The sequence below is a fragment of the Pleomorphochaeta sp. DL1XJH-081 genome (genome assembly GCF_049310885.1).
In the GTDB taxonomy this organism is placed as follows: domain Bacteria; phylum Spirochaetota; class Spirochaetia; order Sphaerochaetales; family Sphaerochaetaceae; genus CAYZJV01.
Map to the genome: position 1 here is coordinate 749,756 of NZ_JBMDYO010000001.1, position 23,496 is coordinate 773,251.

A 23,496-nucleotide genomic window follows, 5' to 3' on the forward strand; every position below is an offset into this window, starting at 1 on the left:
TTGACTGAGATGGAGACTATGGTGGTCTTGTAGTAACTTAGTAGTTAGTTATCGTTAACTACAAAACAGTATATTCGGAGGAACCATGCATAAAATTCGGACCATTGCTGAGAAGCCTATCATTATTCTTCTCATCATCCTGATACTCACTGGTATCGGCATAGGTGCTATTGCAAAGAATGCAAAGCTCGAAACCGACCTAAATGAGTACATGCCATCTACCCACCCTGCCTTTGCGTTCAGTGATGAAGCAGAATCTCTGTTCGGAATTGAGGATATGATTCTCATTGCCATAGAGCATCCTGTGTCCATATTCAACGAAGGCACTCTTACCAAGATCCGTGATATCACCATGGATCTCCCACAGAGTTTTCCAGAGATCGCCGAGGGAGCTGTGACCTCACTCTATACGGCTGACAATATCACCGGAAGTGATTGGGGTCTTGAAGTGGAATCGTTCTATAGCGATGGTGTTCCAAATACTGCTGAAGAATTACAGGAGATGCAGAATAAGGTTGTCTCCAATGAGATGATCTATGGACGCAATGTCAGCAAAGACGCAACAGCCACCCTAATAATTGCAGAAATCGATCCCGAATCCGATTCACAGGATTTGCAAAAGCGATTGAAAACCTATGCCCAGCAATGGGAAGGTCCAGAAACCATGTACATCGCAGGGAGACCTATAGTAGAGGGCGCACTCGCTGAGCTCGGCCCAGCCGATATGGCAAGGATGTTCCCCATCGTCATGGTGGTCATGATAGGAGTGCTGCTTCTCCTACTACGCAGTGTCCGTGACACGATCATCAATATGATCATCGTACTTATTGGAACGGTAGCTGCATTCGGAAGCATGGCTCTCTTCGGCGTACCGGTCTATGCCGTAGATACTATGATTCCAGTCATGTTGATCGCCATCGGCGTAGCTTACGGAATCCATATGCATAATGCTATCCACCATGAGATACGGCAGAATCCCTCCATTCAAAAAGGGGAGTTGGTTGACACGGTACTTAAAGCGATGGTAAGGCCTGTCTTCATGGCGGCTCTCACTACCGCTATCGGATTTTTTGCACTTATGACCAGCCAGGTGTTGCCAGTACGGTATTTTGGGCTTTTCTCCGCCATTGGAGTAATGACAGAGATGGTGCTCGCCCTTCTGTTATTCCCTGCCAGCATATATCTGCTTGGTATACCTAAAAAGGGAAAAGAGACAGTCGACGAGATGGTAGATGATGAAGAAAAAAGCCCTTGGTACGGAAAGAACGGTTGGGGTCGTTTCATCATGAAAAAGCCAGCTCTCATTGTCGTCATAGCCATCGGTATAGCTGTATTTGGCGTCTTTGGTACCCAAAAGGTATGGATTGATACCAGTTTCCTCGCCAACTTCGAAGAAGACAGCGAAATCGTGGTTACCGACAACTTTGTGAATACGAAGTTCGGAGGCACCTCCTCGCTCAATGTGATTCTCACCGCTGAAGAGGACCAAGCCTTCAAGGATCCTGCCATTCTCCAAGCCATGGATAACATGCAAGGTGAAATTCTCAAAGATCCTATGGTGGGAGCTGCCTTCTCGCTCACCGATTTCATAAAACGAATGAACAAAGTCATGAATGAAGACGATGAGGCGTTCTCCCGAATTCCAGATGAGAGGGAATTAGTTGCCCAGTACCTGCTTCTATATGAGTTTTCTGGAGATCCGGAAACTTTGGAGACCGTAATCGACTATGAATACATGAATGCCAATATCACCTTCCAATTGAAGAGCGACAGCTCAGCAGTCATGAGTGATATCATTGCCGTAATCGAGACTCATAGAAGTTCATTCGAATCATTAGGTGTAACCGTCCGGTATGCGGGGAGTGGATATAAAGCATTTGTCTTCTCCGAGTTACTCTTAGAAGGGCAGATTGTCAGCCTGGTCCTTTCTTTCGGCATAGTAGCCCTACTTCTGGCACTATTGTTCAAGAATATCCTGATTGGAATCGTGGGAACGATCCCGATTGCTATCACCGCAGTAGTTAACTTCGGTGTGATGGGATTGTTCGATATCCCGCTCAGCTCCGCTACCGCATTGATCTCAAGTATAGCTGTGGGAATCGGTGTGGATTATGCCATCCACCTCATAGAGCACTACCGCAATAGGCGGTTGGAGGACTTCACGATCCGTGAAGCGACCTTCGCGACCATCCGTCATACAGGAAGAGCGATTATCTACAACGCGATAGCGGTTATGGGTGGGTTCGCGGTACTAGTCTTCAGCGTGTTCCCTCCAAATAGGCAAGTAGGAACCTTGATAGTACTGAATATGGCGACCAGTGCGATCGGCACATTGTCCATTCTTCTTGTGACCATCATAGCTTTGGACAAGAGGGGAAAATTTATCCGTAATACCACGGCCATAAGGCCGACAGAAACCATACGTCAGGAGGATACCACCGTATGAAAAAAATCAATCGAAAACATTTTCTTGTGCTGGCAGCTCTAGTACTGCTTTCACTTGCGAACCTCCAGGCTCAAACAACTGGAGCCGAGGTAATGGATGAGGTCTACAGACGCCCAAGCGGCGACAATATGCAGGCAACACTCAACATGACAATAACCAATTCACGTGGCTCGACCCGGGAACGGAGTATCGTACAATTCCGCCAAGATGACGGGAACACGGAGAAAAAGATCATGTTCTTCACCGCACCCGCGGATGTGAAGAACACTAGTTTCCTAAGCTACAGCTATTCGGATGGAAAGGATGACGATCAGTGGATCTATCTCCCGGCTCTTGGACGTGTAAGGAGAATTGCTTCGGATAAGAGCAATGAATCCTTCATGGGAAGCGATTTCACCTATGATGACATGGGAGCAAGACACCCCGATGAGGATATCCATACGATCCTTCGGGAAGAGCAAATCGATGGTTGGGATTGCTATGTCGTGGAGAGTGTACCCGTGAAACCGAACGACGATTATGCTAAGACAACCAGCTGGGTAATCAAAGATGAGTGGATCGGCTTGAAGAAAGAATTCTTGGATAGTAAAAATTCGGTAGTGAGAGAACTCTCCATTGACGAGTACGAGAAGATTGATGGCATCTGGGTAATCACCGATATGACCATGAGCAATCTGGAAAAGAATTCCTCTACCCGAATCATGATGAACGAGGTTTCATTCGATAACAATCTGCGCGATTCATTCTTCAGTGAACGTCAGATGAAGATGGGACCACGAACCTAAGGAGGTCGATAATGAGAAAATATATATCATATGTGACGATTGCAGCCATGATATTGGTTGGAGGCACCATCGGTGCCAAGGATATCGCTTTCAATGGCATGCTCCGCAGTTATACGGGAGTGAGTGTCATGGATGCGAATCTCACCAAGAACGAACAGACCCTCGACCTTACCCTCGAAGGTTGGGGTGATATGACTCGTCTGGTGGTCAATCCCTATGCTTATGTAGGAATCGAAAGTGAACCCGAATTGGGCATACGTGAAGCCTATATCGATTTCTTTTTCGATGATGCCGATATCAGAGTCGGTAAACAGGCTATCATGTGGGGGCAAGCCGAAGGCGCATTCATCACCGATATCGTAAGTCCCCGTGATATGAGATCGTTCATACTGGCCGACTTCAGGGAAATCCGAAAGGGTATTCCTGCGGTGAAGGCCGACTACTATGCAGGATCCTATACCTTCGAAGGGATCTGGATTCCACAGTTCGTTCCCTCATCCATGCCTGCTAGCGACTCCATTTGGACTAGAGAGATGCCTCTACCCTTTCCGGCAGGAACTTCAGTAACCGTCAACGATCCCGATAGTCCTGCCTTGAATTTAGAGAACAGTGAAATTTTCGGGAAGATCCGTTATTTCGGCCCCCGCATCAGTTGGGAAGTCATGGGAGGCTATGCTTGGACAGATGAGCCCTATATCGAGTCTATGACACTCCCCCCAGCAGTCACTGACCCAGAGGCAAATCAAGCGTATGGGCGGTATACCGTGGTAGGAGGAAGTTTCAGTACTACCCTCGGCAACGCTGTCCTCCGTGGAGAAGCCGCTGCCTACCTGGACAAGCCCTTCTCAGTGGTCTCGGGAGCATTCCCGGCGGTTTCAGTTTCAGTAGAGGAACGCCACCAGCTGCAGGCTTTGGCTGGACTAGACTGGAGTCTATGGGGTATGGAAATGTCGGGACAGTACATTCTCTCCTATATCCACAATTACACCGATGGTATGATTGAACAGGGAAAGATGCTCAATGAAATGGGTCATACGGTCACCTTCAGGGTCCAGGACACCTATATGGACGACCGGCTCACGGCGAAAATCTTCACCTATGTGGAACTCGATCCGATGAATGCGCTGATACGCCCATCGCTCTCCTGGTCACTGGAAGATGGAGTGCTATTGGAAGGAGGTCTTGAGATCTTCGTTGGTGATGAAGATGGTACATTCGGAGCCTATGAGGATAACTCTATGGGATACGTATCCCTGCGTTGGTATTTCTAGTACCCTTTTCTCGATATCGATACCGAGGTCCATGGCATTGCTGTGGACCTCACCTTTTTCTAGCAGCCTTTTTTCTTCAAGGAATTCGCAAACTATCGAATTTACGCTATAGTGCTGGCATGACTATCACCCAGTTTAACCGCATAGTGGAAATTCGCACGAAAATCATTAGCATGGGCACCTTCCTTTGCGGAAGTCTCTATGCCGCCATGGTCACCGGAGAGTGGTCGTGGAGTCGCTTTTTGGTAATGGCTTTCGCTGTTCTCTTTGTCGATATGGGGACCACAGGTTTTAACAGTTACTTCGATTTCACCAGCGGTACGGATAAGGCGGAGCTCAACTTCGAGCGTGACAAGGTCCTGGTACACGAAGGTGTCGATCCTCAGTTAGCGCTTCTCATCTCCCTTGCCTTGTTCGGTGCGGCAGCGGTTCTTGGTCTCATTCTCGCATGGTGGACCAGCTTCTATCTGATTGTGGTCGGTGGAATCTGCATGGGTGTAGGCTTTGTCTATACAGGAGGGCCCTACCCCATCTCTAGGACTCCATTCGGGGAACTCTTCGCAGGTGGTTTTCTGGGAACGGTGCTCTTCGGTATAAGCTACTATGTCCAATCGCTCTCGGTCGATTGGCACAGTATCATCGTTTCGTTACCTCTGCTCATCCTTATTGGAATGATCCTTACAGTAAATAATACCTGTGACCGCGAGGCAGATACAGTAGCTGGAAGAAAAACACTTTCGATTGTTTTGAGTGAACGCACAATCGGCAACCTTATGCGATCGATGGTACTGGTATCGTTCTTTTTCCCGATGGCGCTTGCCATGGTTAATTTCTTGCCAATGGTAACGATCCCTTGCATGCTCATTGCATTCATTCCTGCATGGAAGACTTTGCTTCACATGGAAAAGAGAGGCTTCTCCCTTAAAACAAAAGGTCCCTCTATGGGTAGCGTATCACAAATCTTCCTTTTTTATTGTGTTGCGTTCCTCGCCAGTATGGTCGGTGCCCTGGTCATGTGACGGACAGTGGCAGACATACCAGTTGGCTCTTTTTCCTACTTGTATGGTGGTGATAGAAGGGAAAGTCTCTTCCATCTCCTCTTTCGGCCGCTTGATGAAGCCAAAATAATCGCCTTTCTCAAGCCACTCGACAATGGTTGTGAGGATAGCCCGCTCCTCATTGTAATCGTGGACAACCACCGCTCGTTTGGCAATTCGCATCAATTCTGCATATAGAATCTTCCTCTCGTGAGGAGGCATCCCGTGGGCAACGTGACTAGTGAAGACAAGATCGAAGCTCTTGTCTTTGAATGGCAGACCATGAATTGCATCTCCCAAAACGAAGGCCACCCGCTCGTCAGGAACTTTCTTCCGCGCTACTTCGAGCATCTTTTGGGCTGGATCCACCCCTGTCACTTCCAATCCACGAGCACCTAAAACGGCACAAAGTGCTCCAGTCCCACATCCGACATCACATACCGAATGCATGGATACCAAATTGATCCGATCCTCATGGGCTTCGAGGATTTCAGAAAATCGCCGCATTTGGTAGCGGTGGAACCATCCGTATACTCCGGCGATCGAATTGAATACATCGTTGGCCATCCTACACCTCTTGTATAAAGATACCACGGAGAGGAGCTTCTCGTCGATTGACCTTTTTCCATTCAGTCACTACGATACTGCCTAGGCGATGGGGTTCGCCCAACCTTTTAAAGGGTATAACCGTGGAGAGTCTCCACTGATAACTCCTACACAGCAAATTCCCAACTCCCCTATCGTAATGGGTGTGGTGTGTGTAAAGGAGTCCCCATGGCTATCAACTTGGCTGAAATCATCATCCTCTGTCTCATGGTAGATTGGCTTTTTAGAAAGATCGGCATGCCCGGTCTCATCGGTATGCTTGGTGTAGGCATTGTACTAGGACCATCGGTCCTTGGAGTCATGAATCTAGAGATGTTACAAGTCGGTGCAGACTTGCGTATGATTGCCCTTATCGTCATTCTTCTTCGGGCAGGGTTTGAACTCTCTAAAGAGAGTCTGGACAAGGTGGGCGTGCAAGCACTCCTGTTGGCATTCCTCCCTGCACTTTTCGAAGCTGTAGCCATAACCATATTCGGTCCAGTCATGCTCGGTCTTACTAGGATGGAATCGGCGATTCTCGGATGTATACTGGCAGCAGTCTCTCCAGCAGTTGTCGTGCCTATGATGGTTCGCTTCATGCATGAGAAAAGAGGTACTGGAAAGGGTATACCAACACTCATATTAGCAGCTGCGAGTATTGATGATGTTGTGGTGATCGTAGCATATAGCGTACTTATCGGTATCTATACGGGATCGAATATCCATATTGGATGGAAAGTAGCGAGTATACCGATTGCTATAGCAAGTGGAATCCTTGTTGGTATTCTAGCAGGAATAATACTCTATAAAGTATTCGATCGATTCAACCCGAGGGCTACCAAGCGTGCAATGGCTATCATTGGGGTGGCTATTGTCCTTGTGCATGTGGGAGATTTCCTTGAAACAAAGGATATCCCATTCGCAGCACTTCTCGCGGTCATGGCTATCGGGTATGTCATCTTGGAGCATAGACAGCGTATGGCACATGAGATTTCGCTCAAGTTGGGTAAGATCTGGGTATTCGCTGAAATCATCCTCTTTTCCATGGTAGGCGCCCAAGTGAACCTCCAAGCCGCCGCGCAAGCAGGTATCTATGGAGCGGCTCTCATCTTGATAGGCTTGTTCTTCCGTTCTATCGGATCCTATCTATGCACGATAGGGTCTCCCTTCAATCAAAAGGAGCGCCTGTTCATAGTAATATCCTACCTTCCCAAAGCTACCGTCCAGGCCGCCATAGGGTCCGCACCTTTGTTGGTCATGGCAAGTAGAGGAATGGATACTGTCCCTGGAGAGGTTATCCTTGCGGTTGCAGTCATGAGCATAGTACTCACAGCTCCAACGGGAGCTTGGGCGATTGCTTGGGCTGGTAAGCGGTTGTTGCAACAAGAGCCGGCTGCGTGAGCCGACTCTCTGGATAGGGAAAACCTTATTTTGTATCGTTCTGTACAACCCAACAGGCTGCCGAATGGCCAGGTGAAACCTCTTTCAACGGTGGATACTGCTGACGACATTTATCCACAGCATAGGGACACCTTGGATGAAAGTGACACCCTTGTGGTGGATTAATTGGAGAGGGAACATCTCCCATGATGATCCGTTTCTTCCCTTCACGAGCACGTGGATCTGTCGCAGGGAAAGCTGTAAACAGTGCTTGAGTGTACGGATGTACATGGTTTCCTACCAGCTCTTGCTTATCAGCGATCTCGACGATACGACCAAGATACATCACCATGATTCTCGTTGCGATGAATTCAACGACAGCCAGATCGTGCGCTATGAAGAGGTAAGTGAATCCATACTTCTCCTGCAAGTCAAGCAAGAGATTCAGAATCTGTGCCTGGACCGAGACATCCAAGGCCGATACCGCCTCATCACAGACGATGAACTCAGGATTCAAAGCCAAGGCTCGCGCGATACCGATACGCTGACGCTGACCTCCAGAGAACTGGTGGGGGTAGCGCAATCGGAAGCGAGGGTTCAACCCGACCTCATCCATCAGCTGTGCAACACGATCTATGCGCTCTTCTGGTGTTCCAATCTTATGGATATCCAGTGGCTGACCAATGATCTTGGATACCTTTTTACGAGGGTTAAGCGATGAGTAGGGATCTTGAAAGATCATCTGCATCTTCAGGGTCATCTCTTTCATAGCTGTGGGATCTTTCGCAAACAAGTCATTGCCGCGATAGAGGACTTCCCCTTCAGTCTTATCGTGAAGACGCATGATGGTCTTCCCGAGAGTCGACTTTCCACATCCTGATTCTCCAACAACCCCCAGGATTTCTCCCTCGAACACATCCATGGAGACTCCATCGACCGCTTTCAATGTAGCTTTGGTCTCAGTTGCTCCTTCGCTTTTAATGGTAAAATATTTTTTCAGATCTTTTACTTCTATTATTTTTGAACCACTCATCGGTATCACACCTCCTCAACTTTCTGGTAATTGTGGCACCACACCGAATGTGATTCATCCAGTACTGTTTCCGAGGGAAATTCCTTACCACAGATTTCCGAAGCGTAGGCACAACGGTTCTCGAATGGACAACCGGCACCGATGGTCCTCATATCTGGGACAGTTCCCGTAATCGCCTCCAAACGTTTTGCTCCCTTATACTTCGTATTGGAGGGCAATGAATTGAGCAATCCTAAGGTATAGGGGTGTTTCGGTGATTCGAAAATGGAGAATACGTCGGCCTCCTCGACCTTTCTTCCCGCATACATTACCACTACCCGATCCGCCATTTCGGCAACGACCCCCATATCATGAGTGATCAGGAGGATTGACATACCAACATCTTTCTTCAAGTCGTTGAGAAGATCCAAAATCTGAGCTTGTATGGTCACATCCAAGGCTGTAGTGGGTTCATCAGCAATCATCAAGCCCGGCTCTGGTGACGCCAATGCCATTGCAATCATTGCCCTCTGTCGCATACCACCAGACAATTGGTGGGGATAGGCATGAACCCGCCTCTCAGGAGCGGGAATTTTCACCAATTTGAAGAGTTCGACAGTCCTCTTCATAGCCTCTTCCTTGGAAATGTCCTGATGTGTCAGAAAGACATCGGCAATCTGGGAACCTACAGTGAACACGGGATTCAAAGCTGTCATAGGCTCTTGGAAAATCATGGAGATTTGGGTACCACGGAGTTTTTCTATCTCGCCCTTCTTGAGTTTGAGAAGATCTTTTCCTCGGAACATGATAGCGCCGCTATCGACCTTACCCGGTGGCATGGGATTCAGCTGGTTTATTGAATGTGCTGTCACAGATTTTCCACAACCCGATTCTCCTACCAAGGTCAAGGTCTCGCCTTTACGGATGGTGATCGAGAGATCACGCACGGCATTGACTACACCTCGCTGAGTATCAAATGAGAAGTTGAGGTTCTCTATAGACAACAGAATATCTTTTTTATCTTCCATATATAATCTGTTCCTTCTAGTTTCGCATCTTTGGGTCGAGGATATCTCTAAGTCCATCGCCAAAGAGGTTGAATCCAAGTACTGCTAACAAGATCGCAATACCTGGCAATGTCACAATCCACCATGCACTGGTGAGGAACTGCTTAGAGCTGGCAATCATAAGCCCCCATTCAGGTGTGGGGGGCTGGGCTCCCAATCCGAGGAATGAAAGACCTGCTGAATTGAGGATTGCTTCACCGACTCCCAAGGTAGCCTGTACGATAGTAGGTGAAAGACAGTTTGGAAGTATGGTAAGGAACATCAATTCAAAGTCCCCCGCTCCCAAAGCCTTCTCTGCCAGTACATAGTCACTCTCCTTCTCTGCCAATACCGAAGCTCTTACGACACGAGCATATCGGGGAATCTGTGAGATTCCGATGGCGACCATCGCATTGGTGAGCGATGGACCGAGAATAGAAACGATGACTATCGTCAACAGGATATACGGGAATGCAAGCATGATGTCGATCAGACGCATGACGATCTTATCAAAGATTCCTCCATAATAGGCCGATGTCACACCGATAATGATACCGAAGAAAAGCGATATACCTACGGATACGACTCCGATCGTCATTGAAATACGAGCCCCATAGATAAGACGGGAGAGCATATCGCGACCCAAATCGTCGGTACCAAAAGCGTAACCGTCAGTAAACATGGGAGTCATCCTAGCTGCAACATCCTGGATCAAAGGGTCTCGTGGCGCGACCAAAGGGGCGAATATCGCCATGAGGATGAAGACCGAAATAATACCTAGGCCAACCATCGCACCTTTGTTCTTCTTAAGATGATACCAAGTCTCTTGGAGCGGAGTGGGCTCTTTGATTCTTGGTGTTTCCACTATTTCAGTTGTTTTCATAATCTTTCCCCTGTCGCTCACTGCAGTCGAATTTTTGGATTCACCACGGAATAGAGAATATCCACGGCAAGGTTGATGAGCACGAAGAAGGTGGAAATGAATATTATTCCACCCTGTACGGCAGGAAAATCACGTGCTCCGATCGATATGTATATCCATCTTCCGATACCCGGCCATGAGAAGACCGTCTCGGTCAAGATCGCTCCACTGAGCAAGAGCCCGAATTGGAGTCCAATGACTGTAATTACCGGCAATAACGCATTACGTAGGGCATAACGGTAAATCACCCGTCGTTCCTTGATTCCAGCCGATCGAGCTGTCTTGATATAGTCTTGCTGCATTACTTCGAGCATACTGCTTCTTGTTGTCCTTGCGATAATCGCCAAAGGAATAGTACCCAACGCAATCGTCGGAAGGATCAGATGCTGGATTGCAGAGAGCAAGTACTTGGGAGTCCCCTCCCTAAACCACATGATGAATCCATCTATGACATAGAAGTTGGTGATTGGAGTGAAATAATAGCGGATGTTCATACGACCACCGGTTGGCAAAAGGTCCAGCCATACGGAAAAGACCATAATTAGAACCAATCCAAGCCAGAACACGGGCATGGAAACGCCTACCAGCGCCCCTCCCATGGTCGTATAATCGACCCAGGTGTTGCGTTTTATCGCAGATGACACCCCCAATAAAATACCCAATACTGTAGCGAAAATCATGGCATACCAAGCCAATTCTATCGTTGCAGGGAAACGTGAAGCGATCTCTTCAGCGATCTGTTGCCCTGAGGCGATTGATTTCCCCAGATCCAATCTGGCAACGCGCCCCAAGTAAATGCCGTACTGTTGGATCAACGGTTTGTCCAATCCCAGCTCAACCCGTAATTGGGCAACCTGCTCGGCATTGGCCCGTTCACCCAACATGATCCTCGCAGGATCTCCAGGGGCAAGGGCTATCATGAAAAAAACGAGGGTAATGACACCGAACAGTGTTGGAATGAGTAGTGCCAATCGTTTAAGAATGTGTTTGATCATATAATCCTCGAGATGGAAAGTATCAATACCCCAGGAAAACCCTTGGATCCAGGAGGCTCCGCCTCCTAATTCGCCCCAAGGGGTGAGGTATCGACCATACGTTTCTTATACTCGCTAGACAATGGCTCCATTGCATGGCTCCACTGCTTTCGCTTCGTTTGGAAATAAACAAAATATCAGACAATCACCCCCAACGACGGGGGGTGATTGTGCTTGATTCCACAGTTCGGGAAAAAGTCTACTTTTCCAACCAGACGTGCTTGAATACACGCTTTCCGGTAGGATAGAGAACAAAATCCTGGACATAGTCATGAGCAGGGACCGTTACGACAGAGTGGGCGATAGGAACCCAAGGAGCCTCTTCGTGGAAGACTTCCTGAGCTTCTCGATACAATCTGTCACGCTCGGCCTGATCGACAGTAACCTTGGCCTTCGCAGCCAAATCGGTGAACTTATCGTTTTTCCAAAGAGCGATATTTCCAGCCGGAAGTTCTGCTGCTGGAGCTGAAAGGAGAACCCAAAGGAAGTTGTCCGGGTCACCATTGTCACCAGTCCATCCGAGCATGGCACTTTGGTGTTCGCCCATATCGGTCTTGTTGAGGTATGTTCCCCATTCGTAGGAAACGATCTCAGCGTCGATACCGACCTTCGCCAACTGGGCCTGCATGATCTCTGCAACCTTACGGGCATCAGGGTTATAGGGACGTGCTACAGGCATTGCCCAGAGCTCCATCTCGAATCCGTTGGGATAACCGGCTTTTGCAAGCAATTCCTTGGCCTTGGCAGGATCGTACCCATAGTCTTCGATGTCATCATTGTAGGACCACATGTCTGGTGGAAGCGGATTCTTGGCGACCTTTCCTGCTTCACCATAGACTCCGTCAACAATTTCCTGCTGGTCAATGGCATAGTTCATTGCCTGACGGACAAGCTTGTTGTCGAAGGGTTTCTTCTGGGTGTTGAGTGCAAGATAACCAACGTTCAACCCAGCCTGCTGAATCAACTTAATCCCATCAGCTTCACGCATAGCGGGAATGTCATCATTGGCAGGGAAGTCAATCAGGTCGACTTCACCCTTCTGCAAAGCTAGCCAACGGGCTGTAGCATCGGGGATAACCTTGAGGATGAGTCTGTCAAGGTAGACAGGACCACCCCAATAGTCGGGGTTCCGGTCGAATACGATGTCGGAATCCTTGGTCCATGAGACGAACTTGAATGCGCCTGTTCCAACAGGATTGTTCATGAACTCTTCGCCCAACTTTTCAACAGCAGTCGGTGAGACGATTGAAGCGAAATCCATAGCCAAGTTGGCGATGAAGGGTGCTTCAACCTTCTTGAGGTGGAACTTGACAGTATTATCATCAACAGCGATAACTTCTTTGACGATGTTGTCCATATCCATGTAGCCCCAATACTTCCAAGGCCCAAGATCATAATATGGGTGGTCTTCCTTGAACTGACGTTCGAAGGAGAAAACGACCGCTTCGGCATTGAAAGGAGTTCCATCGTGGAACTTCACCCCTTCACGAAGGTGGAAGGTATATTCCAGACCATCGTCGGAGATGTCCCAACTAGTAGCCAAAGCAGGTTGGACAGCTGTCTGTCCCGGTACGAATTCAACAAGTGTATCGAATACCGCTGTGCTGGCATAGAATGATTCACCGTCGGTCTCACGACCGGGGTCCAAGCTGACAGAGTCTCCCGAACGACCGAAGACCAGGACTCCGCCCATCTTCGAATCATCGGCACCGGTAGGTGCTGCCTCTTGTGCACCGCCTGCGAATAGTGCAGCGGGAACAAGAAGCGTAAGAGCACAGAGAATTAAAAATGCTTTCTTCATAGCAACCCCCTAAAAAGTTTATTAACGTATTATGTAATATACCGCATAATAATACAATCTCTATTCGCAAATTGAAAGTACAAAAGTTATCTTAGGGTAACATCACGATCTGGATGCATATTAAAGGAGAGATTTAAAGCAAAATATAGCAGTTTATTAGAGTACCACAATAACTACGTTGCAAGATATACGTATTTATTTGCGCCTTCATAATAGAGCAGATTTTATCTGGATATGTGATGAAAATATCAATTTTCGATTTGTAAAAAAAATCTTATCAAGCATTTTTTTTCAAATGAATTTTAGAACCGACCACAAAAAATGATGAATTGTGGGCGGTTCCATCCTTACAGATTAGGTCAGTTCAGTCCTCTTCACCGATCCTGACAACACCCTTTCTGATAATGATATTGGCAAATCGCGCCGAATCACTTGTCGCTACAACAGCAAAGGCCTTCGATGCCCTCTCATAGAATTGTTCCCGCGGCATCGACTCCACGGAAACGGAAGCTCCGTGAGCCTCATCCAACAATTGTCGGTAGGTGCCCATCACATTCCCCTTGTAGTCAGTATCTGCCGGTATGAGCATCATTTTCACCGGATGCTCCACCGCATGGTCAATGGGGAAATAATGAAGAACCTTAGGCAACAATTGGGTAATGGATACTCCCTGATACGGCAAAAGGCGCTTCGCAAGAGATACCGCAGGGAAATTCCTATCAGCAAATACAATCTCATCACCATGTCCCATAAGCATCAGTACATGCATAAGGTCGGCCGAAATCATTGGATCGATATGTCGTAAAACCATGGGAATCTCCTTCTACATCAGTAGGTTCGGAATGGTCATAACCAATGCCGGAACATACGTTATTAACAACAGAACACCAATCATTACAACCAAGAAGGGGATAAATGCTTTCACCACATAACTGATCGAACATTTGGCGATTCCACACGAGACGAATAGGCAGACTCCTACAGGAGGAGTGAACAATCCAATCGCAAGGTTTACGACCATAATCACACCAAAGTGCACAGGATCTATGCCCAAACTAGTAGCGATCGGCAGAAGAATCGGAGTAAAGATAATAACAGCAGGACTCAAATCCAACCAGGTTCCGACAAAGAGCAATAATAGATTCATGATCAGCAGGAGAACGAATTTATTGGTTGTGATACCGGTGATGAATCCCCCGATCATACCAGGAACACCCTGTTGTGCGAATAACCAGGCTAAGGATGACGCAGTAGCGATCATGAGCGCGACTTGACCTGTAGTAAGTGCGACCTCAGCTAACATCTTGGGGATATCGCGGAATTTGAGTTCCTTGTAATAGAATTTGCCGAGCAGGAATGAATACAAAGCAGCGATACCAGCAGCCTCGGTGGGAGTAAAAACACCACCGACGATTCCACCGAGGATTATCACGATAGTAAGAAGAGCTGGAACTCCTTTGAGGGAAATGATGATACTCTGCTTGATTCCTACAAAGGCATCACTCGGGTAATTTCGCCTATGGGCAATGATTCCGGAAAGGATCATCAAGGCTACACCGGTTATGATTCCGGGAATAAGTCCTCCAAGGAACAGTTTTCCGATAGAGGCTCCTGAAGAGGCTCCATAGACAACCATGGGAATGGATGGCGGTATCATGACCCCGATGGTGGAAGAGGTCGCGGTTACTGCAACAGAGAAGTCCTTATCGAAGCCCCGTTCTTCCATTGCGGGAATCAAGATCGCTCCAACGGAAGAGGTATCGGATGCCGCCGAACCTGTGATACCGGCAAAGAGCATACTAGCAACGATATTAATGTAGGCCAGACCGCCTTTAAAATATCCTACCATGACCCGGGACATTGCTATAAGGTCATTGGTGATTCCTCCCAAGGCCATGAATCGACCGCAGAGAATGAATAGAGGAACTGCGATCAGTGTGAACGAATCCATCCCCGTGAACATCCTCTGAACGAATACCATCATGGGAACATCTTGTGTCCAAGCAATACCACCTACGGTCGCAAGTGCTGTACATATGGCGATAGGGACGTTAAAGACCATGAGCCCGATCATAATGATAAATACAATTGCAGCTATCATAGGTTTATATCTCCCCCCACATCCGAGATGACGACTGGCTTGGGAGTAGATTCTCCCTTTATATGCAGATACAATTCATTGATGCTGAGTATAAAATACAAGACTCCACTGATGGGCAACGACATATATATGTATTTCATCGGCATTCGCATGATGGGAGACTTCTGGCGTCCTACGATACCCAATAATTTAAAACCGAAATATGCCAACATGATGGCAAAGAAAATCTGGATGGCATAGATGAAGATTCGGTTAATGAACAAGCCTTTGGGTTTCATCTTGCTCTCAAAGTAGTCGATTCCCAGATGCATTTTCTTATACATCGTCAAGACACTACCTAAAAAGCAGTACCAGATGAAGGCGAATCGAGCCAACTCATCGGTCCATGAAAAAGGAACTTTGAAGAATATCCGGGTGAAGATCTGCATAAGAATGGTGGTAAGTAACAGTACCCCAACAATACGCACGATATATTCAATAATGTAGTCATACAGGACATGGATCAGTTTCTCCATTTCCCAACTCCTTTGTATACGCACATAAGGGGACAGGATTAACCTGTCCCCTCTCGATAACTAATCGATTATTTCAAGAATGCATCGATGATGTCGCCACCAATCTCGTCACGATATTGTTCGTAGATAGGTGAAACAGCTTCTGTGAAGGAACTCTTGTCTTCGATATCATTGACCTTCATACCGAGAGCAACAAGTTCGTCGAGAGTAGCCTGCTGGCTTTCCGAGTCGAGTCTGGTTGCATAAGCACCAGCTTCCTTACCTGCAGCAACCAAGACATCCTGGATGTCGGAAGGAAGCTTGTCGAAGTAATTCTTATCAAAAGCGATGATGTTGGGAGTAATGTTATGTGCAGTAAGCGAAACATAGTCGGTTACTTCGTATTCTTTTTCAGAAACGATGATACCAACTGAGTTTTCCGCACCATGTACGACTCCAGTCTGCAATGCCATATAACGTTCAGCAGCTGAAAGGGGGACAGGAACCGCACCGAGCAATTCGAAGGTTCTGGTCATGATAGGGCTCTCCATGACACGGATCTTCATACCATTAAAGTCGGCTGCAGTCTCGATTGCATTACGGGAGTTGTAGATATTTCTGGGAGAACGGATCATCCATCCAAGAATCTTCAGACCAGTGCTCTCTTCCAAGGAGGCAGAGAGTTTCTCTTCCAGTCCACTGCCAAGCACACTCTGAAGGTGTTCAACATTTTTGGAAAGGTAGGGAAGATCGAAAACCATGAACTTGGAATCGAAACCAGAGAGGACAGCTGTATTAATCTCTGCCGCCTGGAGACTTCCCATCTGCATCTGTTCAATATAGTCGCGGTGAGCACCAAGCTGAGCACTGTGGAAAACCTGGACATCGACTCTTCCATCGGTTCTCTCCTCAACGAGTTTCTCAAACTCGAAGAATGCCTTTACACAGTTGTCTTCGGGGTTGGATGGGGTTCCCATCTTAATAACATACTGACCCTTTGCATCAGCAGCAGGAGCCTCTTTACCTCCTTGAGCAAATACCACCGATGAGAAAAGAGCTAGGACCATCAGGAAAACGAGCGTCTTTTTCATGTTTTCTTCTCCTTATTGTGTGACAGGTGGACTTTTCCACCTAAGAATTAAGCAACATGTCTTACAACATGTTTTATAAAGCATACCATAGGTTCCAGAGAATGCAACATCTTTTTCAATTATTTTTGTACTCAAAACAGATGAGAAAATACAGCACTTATTAATCATTTAAAATATAAGGAATTATAAAATGATATACATGCTCACTACCTCTTACAGTATTACAATGACTTGCTAGAATCTTCTGTGAGATTCTTAAATCATTCGTGATAATAGAACACAGGTATTCTTTTTATTGATGAATTTTGTTGACTTTTACTGTATTCGATGCAAGGATATTAACAACAGGTATGCTACATGTGGCATAAGTAAAGATAACCATGAATCAAGAAGCTAGTGGAGGGTATATATGTGGGAAATGGTGAACAATAGAAGAGTATTATTCGGAGAAAACCGAATCGATGAGATTCCCGGAATCTTGAAATGGTATGGACTGAAGAAAGTCTTTTTTGCTTCATTCAATTCAAATCCAGCGATCCGTCAGCGTATTTGTGAAGGCTTGGAGGCTGAAGGCATCGATTATGTCATCTATAACAAAATAAAAGGTGAACCCGATCTAACGGTCATAAACGAAGGTCGTGATGTGTTCGTGGAAGAAAAATGCGACTGCACTCTTGCGCTTGGTGGAGGAAGTATCATCGATGCCGCAAAAACCATAGGAATGATGGCAACCAATGGAGGCCTTGTCGAACAGTACCAGATGGAAGGAAGACAGGTAACCCAGGTACCTCCATTCTTCCTTGCGGTTCCTACAACCGCGGGAACAGGAGCTGAAGCGACTAAGGTAGCTGTAGTAAAAAATAACCACAATGGACTAAAGAAAAGCCTCTATCATAACACCATGATCGCCGATGTGGTGATACTTGATCCTACTGTAGCTGTAGGTATGCCAAAAAGGCTTACCGCTGCCACAGGCATGGATGCACTTAGCCACGCGATTGAATCCTATGTATCTCTGAACGCCACACCTATTAGCGAAATGAACGGTCTTCAAGGTATTAGACTGATAAAAGAGTCTCTTGAGGTGGCGTATAACCAACCTGAAGATCTTAAGGCTCGAGCAAATATGTTGTTGGCTAGCTATTTCGGTGGTTGTGCGATTTCGGCTGGTATCGGAATTGCTCATATTATGGCACAGCCCATTGGAGCGATGTATGATATCCCCCATGGTGATGCCTGTTCTATCTTCCTTCCTCTGGCGATGGAGTACAATTTGGATCATGCCACCGAGAAATACGCAAAGATTGCAGAGGCTCTTGGTGTCGCTGAGCATGGAGCCCCCGCAAAAGAGAATGCCTTGGCTGCTATTGAAGAGGTAAAACGCATCAGGAAAAGCATAGAAGCACCCGATTCACTCAAATCATACATTGGTGATAAACCAGTGGATTTGGACTTCATGGTTGAAACTGTACAGAAGACAACTGGACATGTCGCATGCAATCCGAGAAAAATTGACGAGCAGACATTCAGAAATATTTTCAACCTTGCATTGTAGAAAATAATCGGATACGTTTTCAGAGAGGAAACCATCGTGGGAACTACAAAATTGTTGTATGAGAAAGTATACGACGCAATCAAGTCAAAAATTCTCTGTGGAGCGTATCAGGAAGGAGACTTACTCCCATCTGAACGTGAGATCGGCGAGCAGCACAATGTAGATCGTACTACGGTAAGAAAAGCATTAAAGCTTCTGGTTGAAGAACGCTTGGTCGTAAAGCAGGCCGGGATAGGAACAAAAGTTTCCCGTCCCGATGCACAAGAAGAACAGAGGAACAGGGGAAATGAGACCCATAAGAGAACCGCAAACGGCAGTAAAGGGACTATCGGGTTTTTCCTCCCCCCCTCTGTTCATAGAACCGATAGGATCAGCCAACCATTCTATTCTTCGTTGTTCTACCACACAGAGCGTGTGTGCAGGACAAACGGATATGCATGTTTTTATTCCTCTTTGGATGAGGATGATGATTTTTTGACACTATTGCAGCAACAGCGGTTTGATGGAATTATTTTTGTGAGCAATACCGCTGACAAATTCATCCAGATGGCAATCGATAGGCACATTCCTTGCGTATTGGTAAATGAATACAACCCCAAGATCTGTTCATACCTACCCGACAATATCAGTGGAATGATAAAAGTTTGTGACCACCTGATTGGGTTGGGACATCGGAAATTTGCACTGATTACAGGAATTAGTTCATATCTGACTTCAAGGGAACGGATGATCGGTTGTACCTATGCATTTGCGAAGAACAACATTGAGGCACCTTATGTAGTGAGTTGTGACTGGGAACCGGATACGGCCTACTCTATCACCAAGGAACTGCTTCAATCTGTCGATACCCTACCAACAGCAATAGTAGGATTCAACGACAATATCGCAATAGGATGCCTTCGTGCGGTCAGCGAGTTGGGATTACGTGTTCCACAAGACATCTCTATCGTCGGTTTTGATGACGTTGAACAAAGCCGCTATGCGATTCCAGCTATCACCACTGTCCATATCGGAGTAAAAGAATTGGCTTTGGCATCGATACAAGGTCTTTTCTACCAGATGCAAAATCCTTCAGCGATCACCTCCTTGCGTTCATATGTACCCTGTTCTCTCGTAATTCGGCAATCTTCGGCAAAAGCACCCGAACATCCCATTCACATAGGTAATTGATATATGAAACAGATACAAACCCTTTTACTCCGCTGCTCACACTTCAATCCAGACCAGAAAGAGTTGGATAGGTTAACCAAGACATTTCCTAAATTGGCTATTACTATGGTCGATGAATCCTCTTATACGACAGAACAACTCGAATCAGCTGAGATTGTGGTCGGCTTTCCAAGACCTCAAGACCTGCCTCATGCCAAAAACCTGAAATGGTTACAAACTCCCAGCGCAGGGGTCGGACCGTATGTGGACAAGGATCTCTACCAGAGCAAAGATATCATGCTGACCAATGCGGTTGGTACATTTGGACGCCAAATTGCCGACCATACCATAGGTATAATCATTGGACTTAACCACAACCTATTCACCTATCATGATCAGATGAAAGATAAGCATTGGGAGCGTTATTTCCCTACCAGCGATATCTGGGAGAGTACCATCCTCATTATCGGATTGGGTGATATCGGGAGCAACTTAGCAAAACGGGCAAAAGCACATGAAATGCATGTTATTGCAATCAAGAGGACGATGACTGACAAGCCTGCATATGTGGACGAATTATATACGACAGATTCTTTAGATCAGGTACTTCCCCGGGCTGACTATGTCGTGGTTTGTACCGCCTCTACACCGGAAACCGAAGGTATCATGCACGCAAAACGGATATCCATGATGAAGAAGGGTTCTTACATCATCAATGTAGCCAGAGGGTCTTTGGTCGATCAAGAAGCCGTTATTGCAGCAATTGAGAGCGGACATTTGGCTGGAGCTGGTTTTGACGCTACAGAACCCGAACCACTACCACGAGAGAGCAAACTGTGGTCTCTACCCAATGTCTTCATCTCTCCCCATGCAAGTGGTATGTCACCTAGCGATCCCCACCAGGTGTTTGAGATCTTTTACGATAACATGAAGCACTACCTTGGAGACCGGAGAATGAGAAATCTTGTAGATTTCGACCTTAAATACTAGAGGGTTCGCTACCGATTTTCTTACTGTGAATTTCGCATGAAATCCAGCACATCAGCCATATGGTACACACCAGGACTCTTTCCCTGCAGGAATCTTGTAGCCCACATTACGCCCCTTGCAATGATCGAAGAATCTTCTTCACGATGGGTAAATTCCAATCTCTCCCCATTCCCTGCGAAAATCACTGTATGATCGGACCTATAGGACCCACCCCTCAGCGAATGTATCCCTATCTCATGATGTTTACGAGTATTGGATCGGTTCTGTTCCCTCCCATATTGGATGACGTCCTCTGGTATATCTCCCTGCTCTCTTGCGATAATTGAGGCTATCGTATTTCCTGTACCGCTTGGGACATCGGGTTTGGATGCACCATGAAATTCGATAATTTCAATATCGAAATCCTTGCCCAAGTATTGAGTCGCTACTTTAAGAATTTCCCAAAATGCATTCATGCCGATACCATAGTTGTGTGATTCGAGAATCGGGATGGATTTTGCCGCGTCGCGAATAGCAACCTCCTGCTCCTCCGAGAAACCTGTCGTACCGATCACGACCGGCATTCCAATTTTCTTGGCAAGGGCTATATGGTGCAACGTAGCTGCAGGGGTGGAAAAATCTACCAGTATCGCATTCTCCGATGAGATATTCGCCAAGTCGGATTGTAGAACTAATCCAGGTTGTAGTTCTTTACCGATTGTTGAACTCCTCGGATTGCCCAAGGCACCGACGACGGAAATGTCCTCATGTAGAAGAGCTTCTGTGAGGATTTTAGTCCCCATCCGCCCCATTGCGCCTGAAACTATGATATCGATCATGTGGCCTCCTGTCTTTCCCCTCTACCATGACACATTAGCCTAGAACAAGAAAAGACTCTTTTGCGCCCAGTGACACTTTTTCTGGGATTGGTTGCATTTCAGATGTAATTGAAGTGTGGAAAATGCATGAACAGAAGATGATTAGGTAGACAAGCGACTGAAGGGAGTCGAACCCCCATCACGAGCTTGGGAAGCCATTTAGACCTTTTATCAAGCTTTATCAGAAATAATAACGAGTGATCAATATATTTATATTAAATAAGTAATTATAAGTACTTAGTTAATCAAATTTAATCAAGATCAATTATCCTCCATTAATGATTATTAGAAATTTTGTTGTCATTTTGTTGACATAGATAGAAAAATTTAATTCAAGCTTTCTTTGGTGATCCATATGACACAACAGACGCTTCAATATTTCAATATTCTTCCTGATCTGATATCTATTCGTGTCGTGGCATATTATCTGTCAACGTGTAAATATAGATTTGCAACGTTGTAAGAATCTGGATGATATAACAATGCTACATCTCGCATGGAATACGATCTACTTAAGTAGATTATAAACCCAATCTAATCAAGTATTAAAAAACTAAATCGGATAGACTAGCACAGAGGAATAGTCAATATTAGTTAATCTCACCCACCAGTTTCCTTATTATCTTTCCTACTAATCATTGTTTTCGTTAGGTCAACGATGAACTTTTGTTGATTATAATTGTTTGATAAAAATGGATTCGGTAAATCTTTTATGAGTTGTGGATAAAGGGAAGCAATAAAATGATATTGTAGTACAATTAACTGATTGGAAGGTATCACCACATCTTTACCTTCTACACATGCTTGAAATATAGGTAATACAGAAGACTCAATATTTTCTCGTGGATATTTGTCTTTATTATTACCAATCACAAAATCAGGATCATGCATTGTTTGTAATGAAGCTTTATCATTCGCATAAATAAAGCAAAAGTAAATTGTACTAAACATATCATCAGAAATAATCTTATGTAGTGGTAGATCAGTACCAAAATTAGTTAAGCGTGCAAATAAGCGAGCTGCTTCAGATGCTTTTTTTATAGATATTTTTAATTTCCCATCAACAAAATTCATTTGATCAGTCATTAACTCAGGACAAAGTTCAAATGTCTCGACAACCGGAAATTCTTTAGATGATTTCAAATAGTGTAGAAAGTCTGGCTGTTCAACAACGATAGAGTTGAGTGTGTGTGTCAAGAGAAAAGTAAAATGCAACAAGGACTGCCCAACATCAGTAGTAGTGTGATAAGTTTCGGATGTATCTGAAGATTTCGGATTAGTGTCAATCTGGGACATATTATCAATACGATTATATTGAATTAAACCCTTATCCAAGACAACAATACCCGACAGGTGATGTTCTGCGTTCAATTGTAACCTGAGATCATTAAATGCACGTGTAATAGTTTTTAAGGTACCATCTGAAGAGTAAGCAAAGCAGAAACCAGCTGGTCTAAAATGATTTGAACGAAGAGTAAAAACTGGATTAAGTGGAATTGGTTTCTGAGCAAGGGTTGCTACGCTCTTATAATTTTCTATGACTTTGCCAATTTCTGTTTTAGTAAGTCGTGATTTGACTTCGATAACACAGACTACACTCTCAATTGGTACGAATACTTGTTCTTCATTATCTTTATGATCTTGGCCAAACAAACGAATACAATTTATTCTATCATAGATAATAATATCCTGCTGGCGACTTTGTCCCCCTTCAGCATTGATAATTATACCTGAAGTAACTGCATATCTAAATGGAAGAAACTTCCTTAGATAGTTTATTACCTCCAATTCTCTTTGTGCACCTCTAGAAGGGTAGTGTTCAATTTTCGCTGTAGAACCATTGAAAACGTCTCTCATGTGTTTTGCAATGCTATCAATTGTAACGTTTATCAAAATTCGAACCTCCTGAATAAAAAATGTAATCTCCTCAATATACCACT

The 23,496-nt window shown here is 45.7% G+C and carries 20 protein-coding genes and 1 riboswitch; of the genes, 8 read left to right on the top strand and 12 right to left on the bottom strand.

Annotated features, from left to right (window positions below; translation table 11 throughout):
- Positions 1–85: 85 nt before the first annotated feature.
- The 4 genes from ACODJP_RS03480 to ACODJP_RS03495 all read left to right on the top strand — a co-directional run bounded on the left by ACODJP_RS03480 (position 86) and on the right by ACODJP_RS03495 (position 5,521).
- Complete coding sequence (locus ACODJP_RS03480) at positions 86–2,446, top strand: efflux RND transporter permease subunit (protein ID WP_422478503.1); 2,361 nt, start codon at positions 86–88, stop codon at positions 2,444–2,446.
- Positions 2,443–3,231 carry an outer membrane lipoprotein-sorting protein gene (locus tag ACODJP_RS03485; RefSeq protein ID WP_422478505.1) on the top strand — a complete coding sequence of 263 codons (789 nt, stop codon included), beginning with the start codon at positions 2,443–2,445 and terminating at the stop codon, positions 3,229–3,231. Before ACODJP_RS03480 ends, ACODJP_RS03485 begins: the two co-directional genes overlap by 4 nt.
- A gap of 11 nt (positions 3,232–3,242) precedes the next feature.
- Positions 3,243–4,502, top strand: coding sequence for a DUF1302 family protein (locus ACODJP_RS03490; RefSeq protein WP_422478507.1), 1,260 nt, complete (start codon positions 3,243–3,245; stop codon positions 4,500–4,502).
- Between the two features lie 119 nt (positions 4,503–4,621).
- Complete coding sequence (locus tag ACODJP_RS03495) at positions 4,622–5,521, top strand: prenyltransferase (RefSeq protein WP_422478509.1); 900 nt, start codon at positions 4,622–4,624, stop codon at positions 5,519–5,521.
- Here the strand turns inward: ACODJP_RS03495 and ACODJP_RS03500 are convergent.
- Positions 5,456–6,106 (bottom strand): class I SAM-dependent methyltransferase, encoded by a 651-nt coding sequence (locus tag ACODJP_RS03500; RefSeq protein ID WP_422478511.1) that lies wholly within the window; start codon positions 6,104–6,106, stop codon positions 5,456–5,458. The genes ACODJP_RS03495 and ACODJP_RS03500 overlap by 66 nt on opposite strands.
- A gap of 75 nt (positions 6,107–6,181) precedes the next feature.
- Positions 6,182–6,262: riboswitch (Fluoride riboswitch) on the top strand.
- Between the two features lie 51 nt (positions 6,263–6,313).
- Between ACODJP_RS03500 and ACODJP_RS03505 the strand changes: the two genes are divergently transcribed.
- Entirely contained in the window at positions 6,314–7,525 is a 1,212-nt protein-coding gene (locus tag ACODJP_RS03505) for a cation:proton antiporter (RefSeq protein ID WP_422478513.1), read from the top strand.
- A gap of 25 nt (positions 7,526–7,550) precedes the next feature.
- Here ACODJP_RS03505 and ACODJP_RS03510 read toward each other — a convergent pair whose 3' ends face one another.
- From ACODJP_RS03510 to ACODJP_RS03550, 9 genes are all read right to left on the bottom strand, one after another.
- The gene (locus ACODJP_RS03510) at positions 7,551–8,537 is read right to left on the bottom strand and encodes an ABC transporter ATP-binding protein (protein ID WP_422478515.1); all 987 of its coding nucleotides are present in this window, start codon (positions 8,535–8,537) and stop codon (positions 7,551–7,553) included.
- 5 nt (positions 8,538–8,542) lie between these two features.
- Positions 8,543–9,544 carry an ABC transporter ATP-binding protein gene (locus tag ACODJP_RS03515; RefSeq protein ID WP_422478517.1) on the bottom strand — a complete coding sequence of 334 codons (1,002 nt, stop codon included), beginning with the start codon at positions 9,542–9,544 and terminating at the stop codon, positions 8,543–8,545.
- Positions 9,545–9,560: 16 nt separating this feature from the next.
- Positions 9,561–10,445: an ABC transporter permease gene (locus ACODJP_RS03520; protein WP_422478519.1), complete on the bottom strand. Its 885-nt coding sequence runs from the start codon at positions 10,443–10,445 to the stop codon at positions 9,561–9,563.
- Positions 10,446–10,462: 17 nt separating this feature from the next.
- Positions 10,463–11,479, bottom strand: coding sequence for an ABC transporter permease (locus ACODJP_RS03525; RefSeq protein WP_422478521.1), 1,017 nt, complete (start codon positions 11,477–11,479; stop codon positions 10,463–10,465).
- 238 nt (positions 11,480–11,717) lie between these two features.
- Entirely contained in the window at positions 11,718–13,319 is a 1,602-nt protein-coding gene (locus tag ACODJP_RS03530) for an ABC transporter substrate-binding protein (RefSeq protein ID WP_422478523.1), read from the bottom strand.
- 364 nt (positions 13,320–13,683) lie between these two features.
- Positions 13,684–14,130, bottom strand: a complete 447-nt coding sequence (locus ACODJP_RS03535) for an RbsD/FucU family protein (protein ID WP_422478525.1) — start codon at positions 14,128–14,130, stop codon at positions 13,684–13,686.
- 12 nt (positions 14,131–14,142) lie between these two features.
- The gene (locus ACODJP_RS03540; protein WP_422478527.1) at positions 14,143–15,420 is read right to left on the bottom strand and encodes a TRAP transporter large permease; all 1,278 of its coding nucleotides are present in this window, start codon (positions 15,418–15,420) and stop codon (positions 14,143–14,145) included.
- The gene (locus ACODJP_RS03545) at positions 15,417–15,935 is read right to left on the bottom strand and encodes a TRAP transporter small permease (protein ID WP_422478529.1); all 519 of its coding nucleotides are present in this window, start codon (positions 15,933–15,935) and stop codon (positions 15,417–15,419) included. The genes ACODJP_RS03540 and ACODJP_RS03545 overlap by 4 nt, the downstream gene beginning before the upstream one ends.
- Before the next feature lie 68 nt (positions 15,936–16,003).
- Entirely contained in the window at positions 16,004–17,005 is a 1,002-nt protein-coding gene (locus ACODJP_RS03550; protein WP_422478531.1) for a DctP family TRAP transporter solute-binding subunit, read from the bottom strand.
- Positions 17,006–17,414: 409 nt separating this feature from the next.
- Between ACODJP_RS03550 and ACODJP_RS03555 the strand changes: the two genes are divergently transcribed.
- From ACODJP_RS03555 to ACODJP_RS03565, 3 genes are read left to right on the top strand one after another with little or no spacing between them, the layout of a single operon-like run.
- Entirely contained in the window at positions 17,415–18,560 is a 1,146-nt protein-coding gene (locus tag ACODJP_RS03555; RefSeq protein WP_422478533.1) for an iron-containing alcohol dehydrogenase, read from the top strand.
- Between the two features lie 36 nt (positions 18,561–18,596).
- Positions 18,597–19,730, top strand: coding sequence for a GntR family transcriptional regulator (locus tag ACODJP_RS03560; protein ID WP_422478535.1), 1,134 nt, complete (start codon positions 18,597–18,599; stop codon positions 19,728–19,730).
- A gap of 3 nt (positions 19,731–19,733) precedes the next feature.
- A complete protein-coding gene (locus ACODJP_RS03565; RefSeq protein WP_422478537.1) occupies positions 19,734–20,699 on the top strand; it encodes a D-2-hydroxyacid dehydrogenase in 966 nt (321 codons plus the stop codon).
- A 20-nt stretch (positions 20,700–20,719) separates the two neighbouring features.
- Here ACODJP_RS03565 and dapB read toward each other — a convergent pair whose 3' ends face one another.
- Both dapB and ACODJP_RS03575 read right to left on the bottom strand, forming a co-directional pair.
- Positions 20,720–21,517, bottom strand: a complete 798-nt coding sequence (dapB, locus tag ACODJP_RS03570; RefSeq protein ID WP_422478539.1) for a 4-hydroxy-tetrahydrodipicolinate reductase — start codon at positions 21,515–21,517, stop codon at positions 20,720–20,722.
- A 639-nt stretch (positions 21,518–22,156) separates the two neighbouring features.
- Positions 22,157–23,449 (bottom strand): DUF6602 domain-containing protein, encoded by a 1,293-nt coding sequence (locus tag ACODJP_RS03575; protein ID WP_422478541.1) that lies wholly within the window; start codon positions 23,447–23,449, stop codon positions 22,157–22,159.
- Between the last annotated feature and the right edge of the window lie 47 nt (positions 23,450–23,496).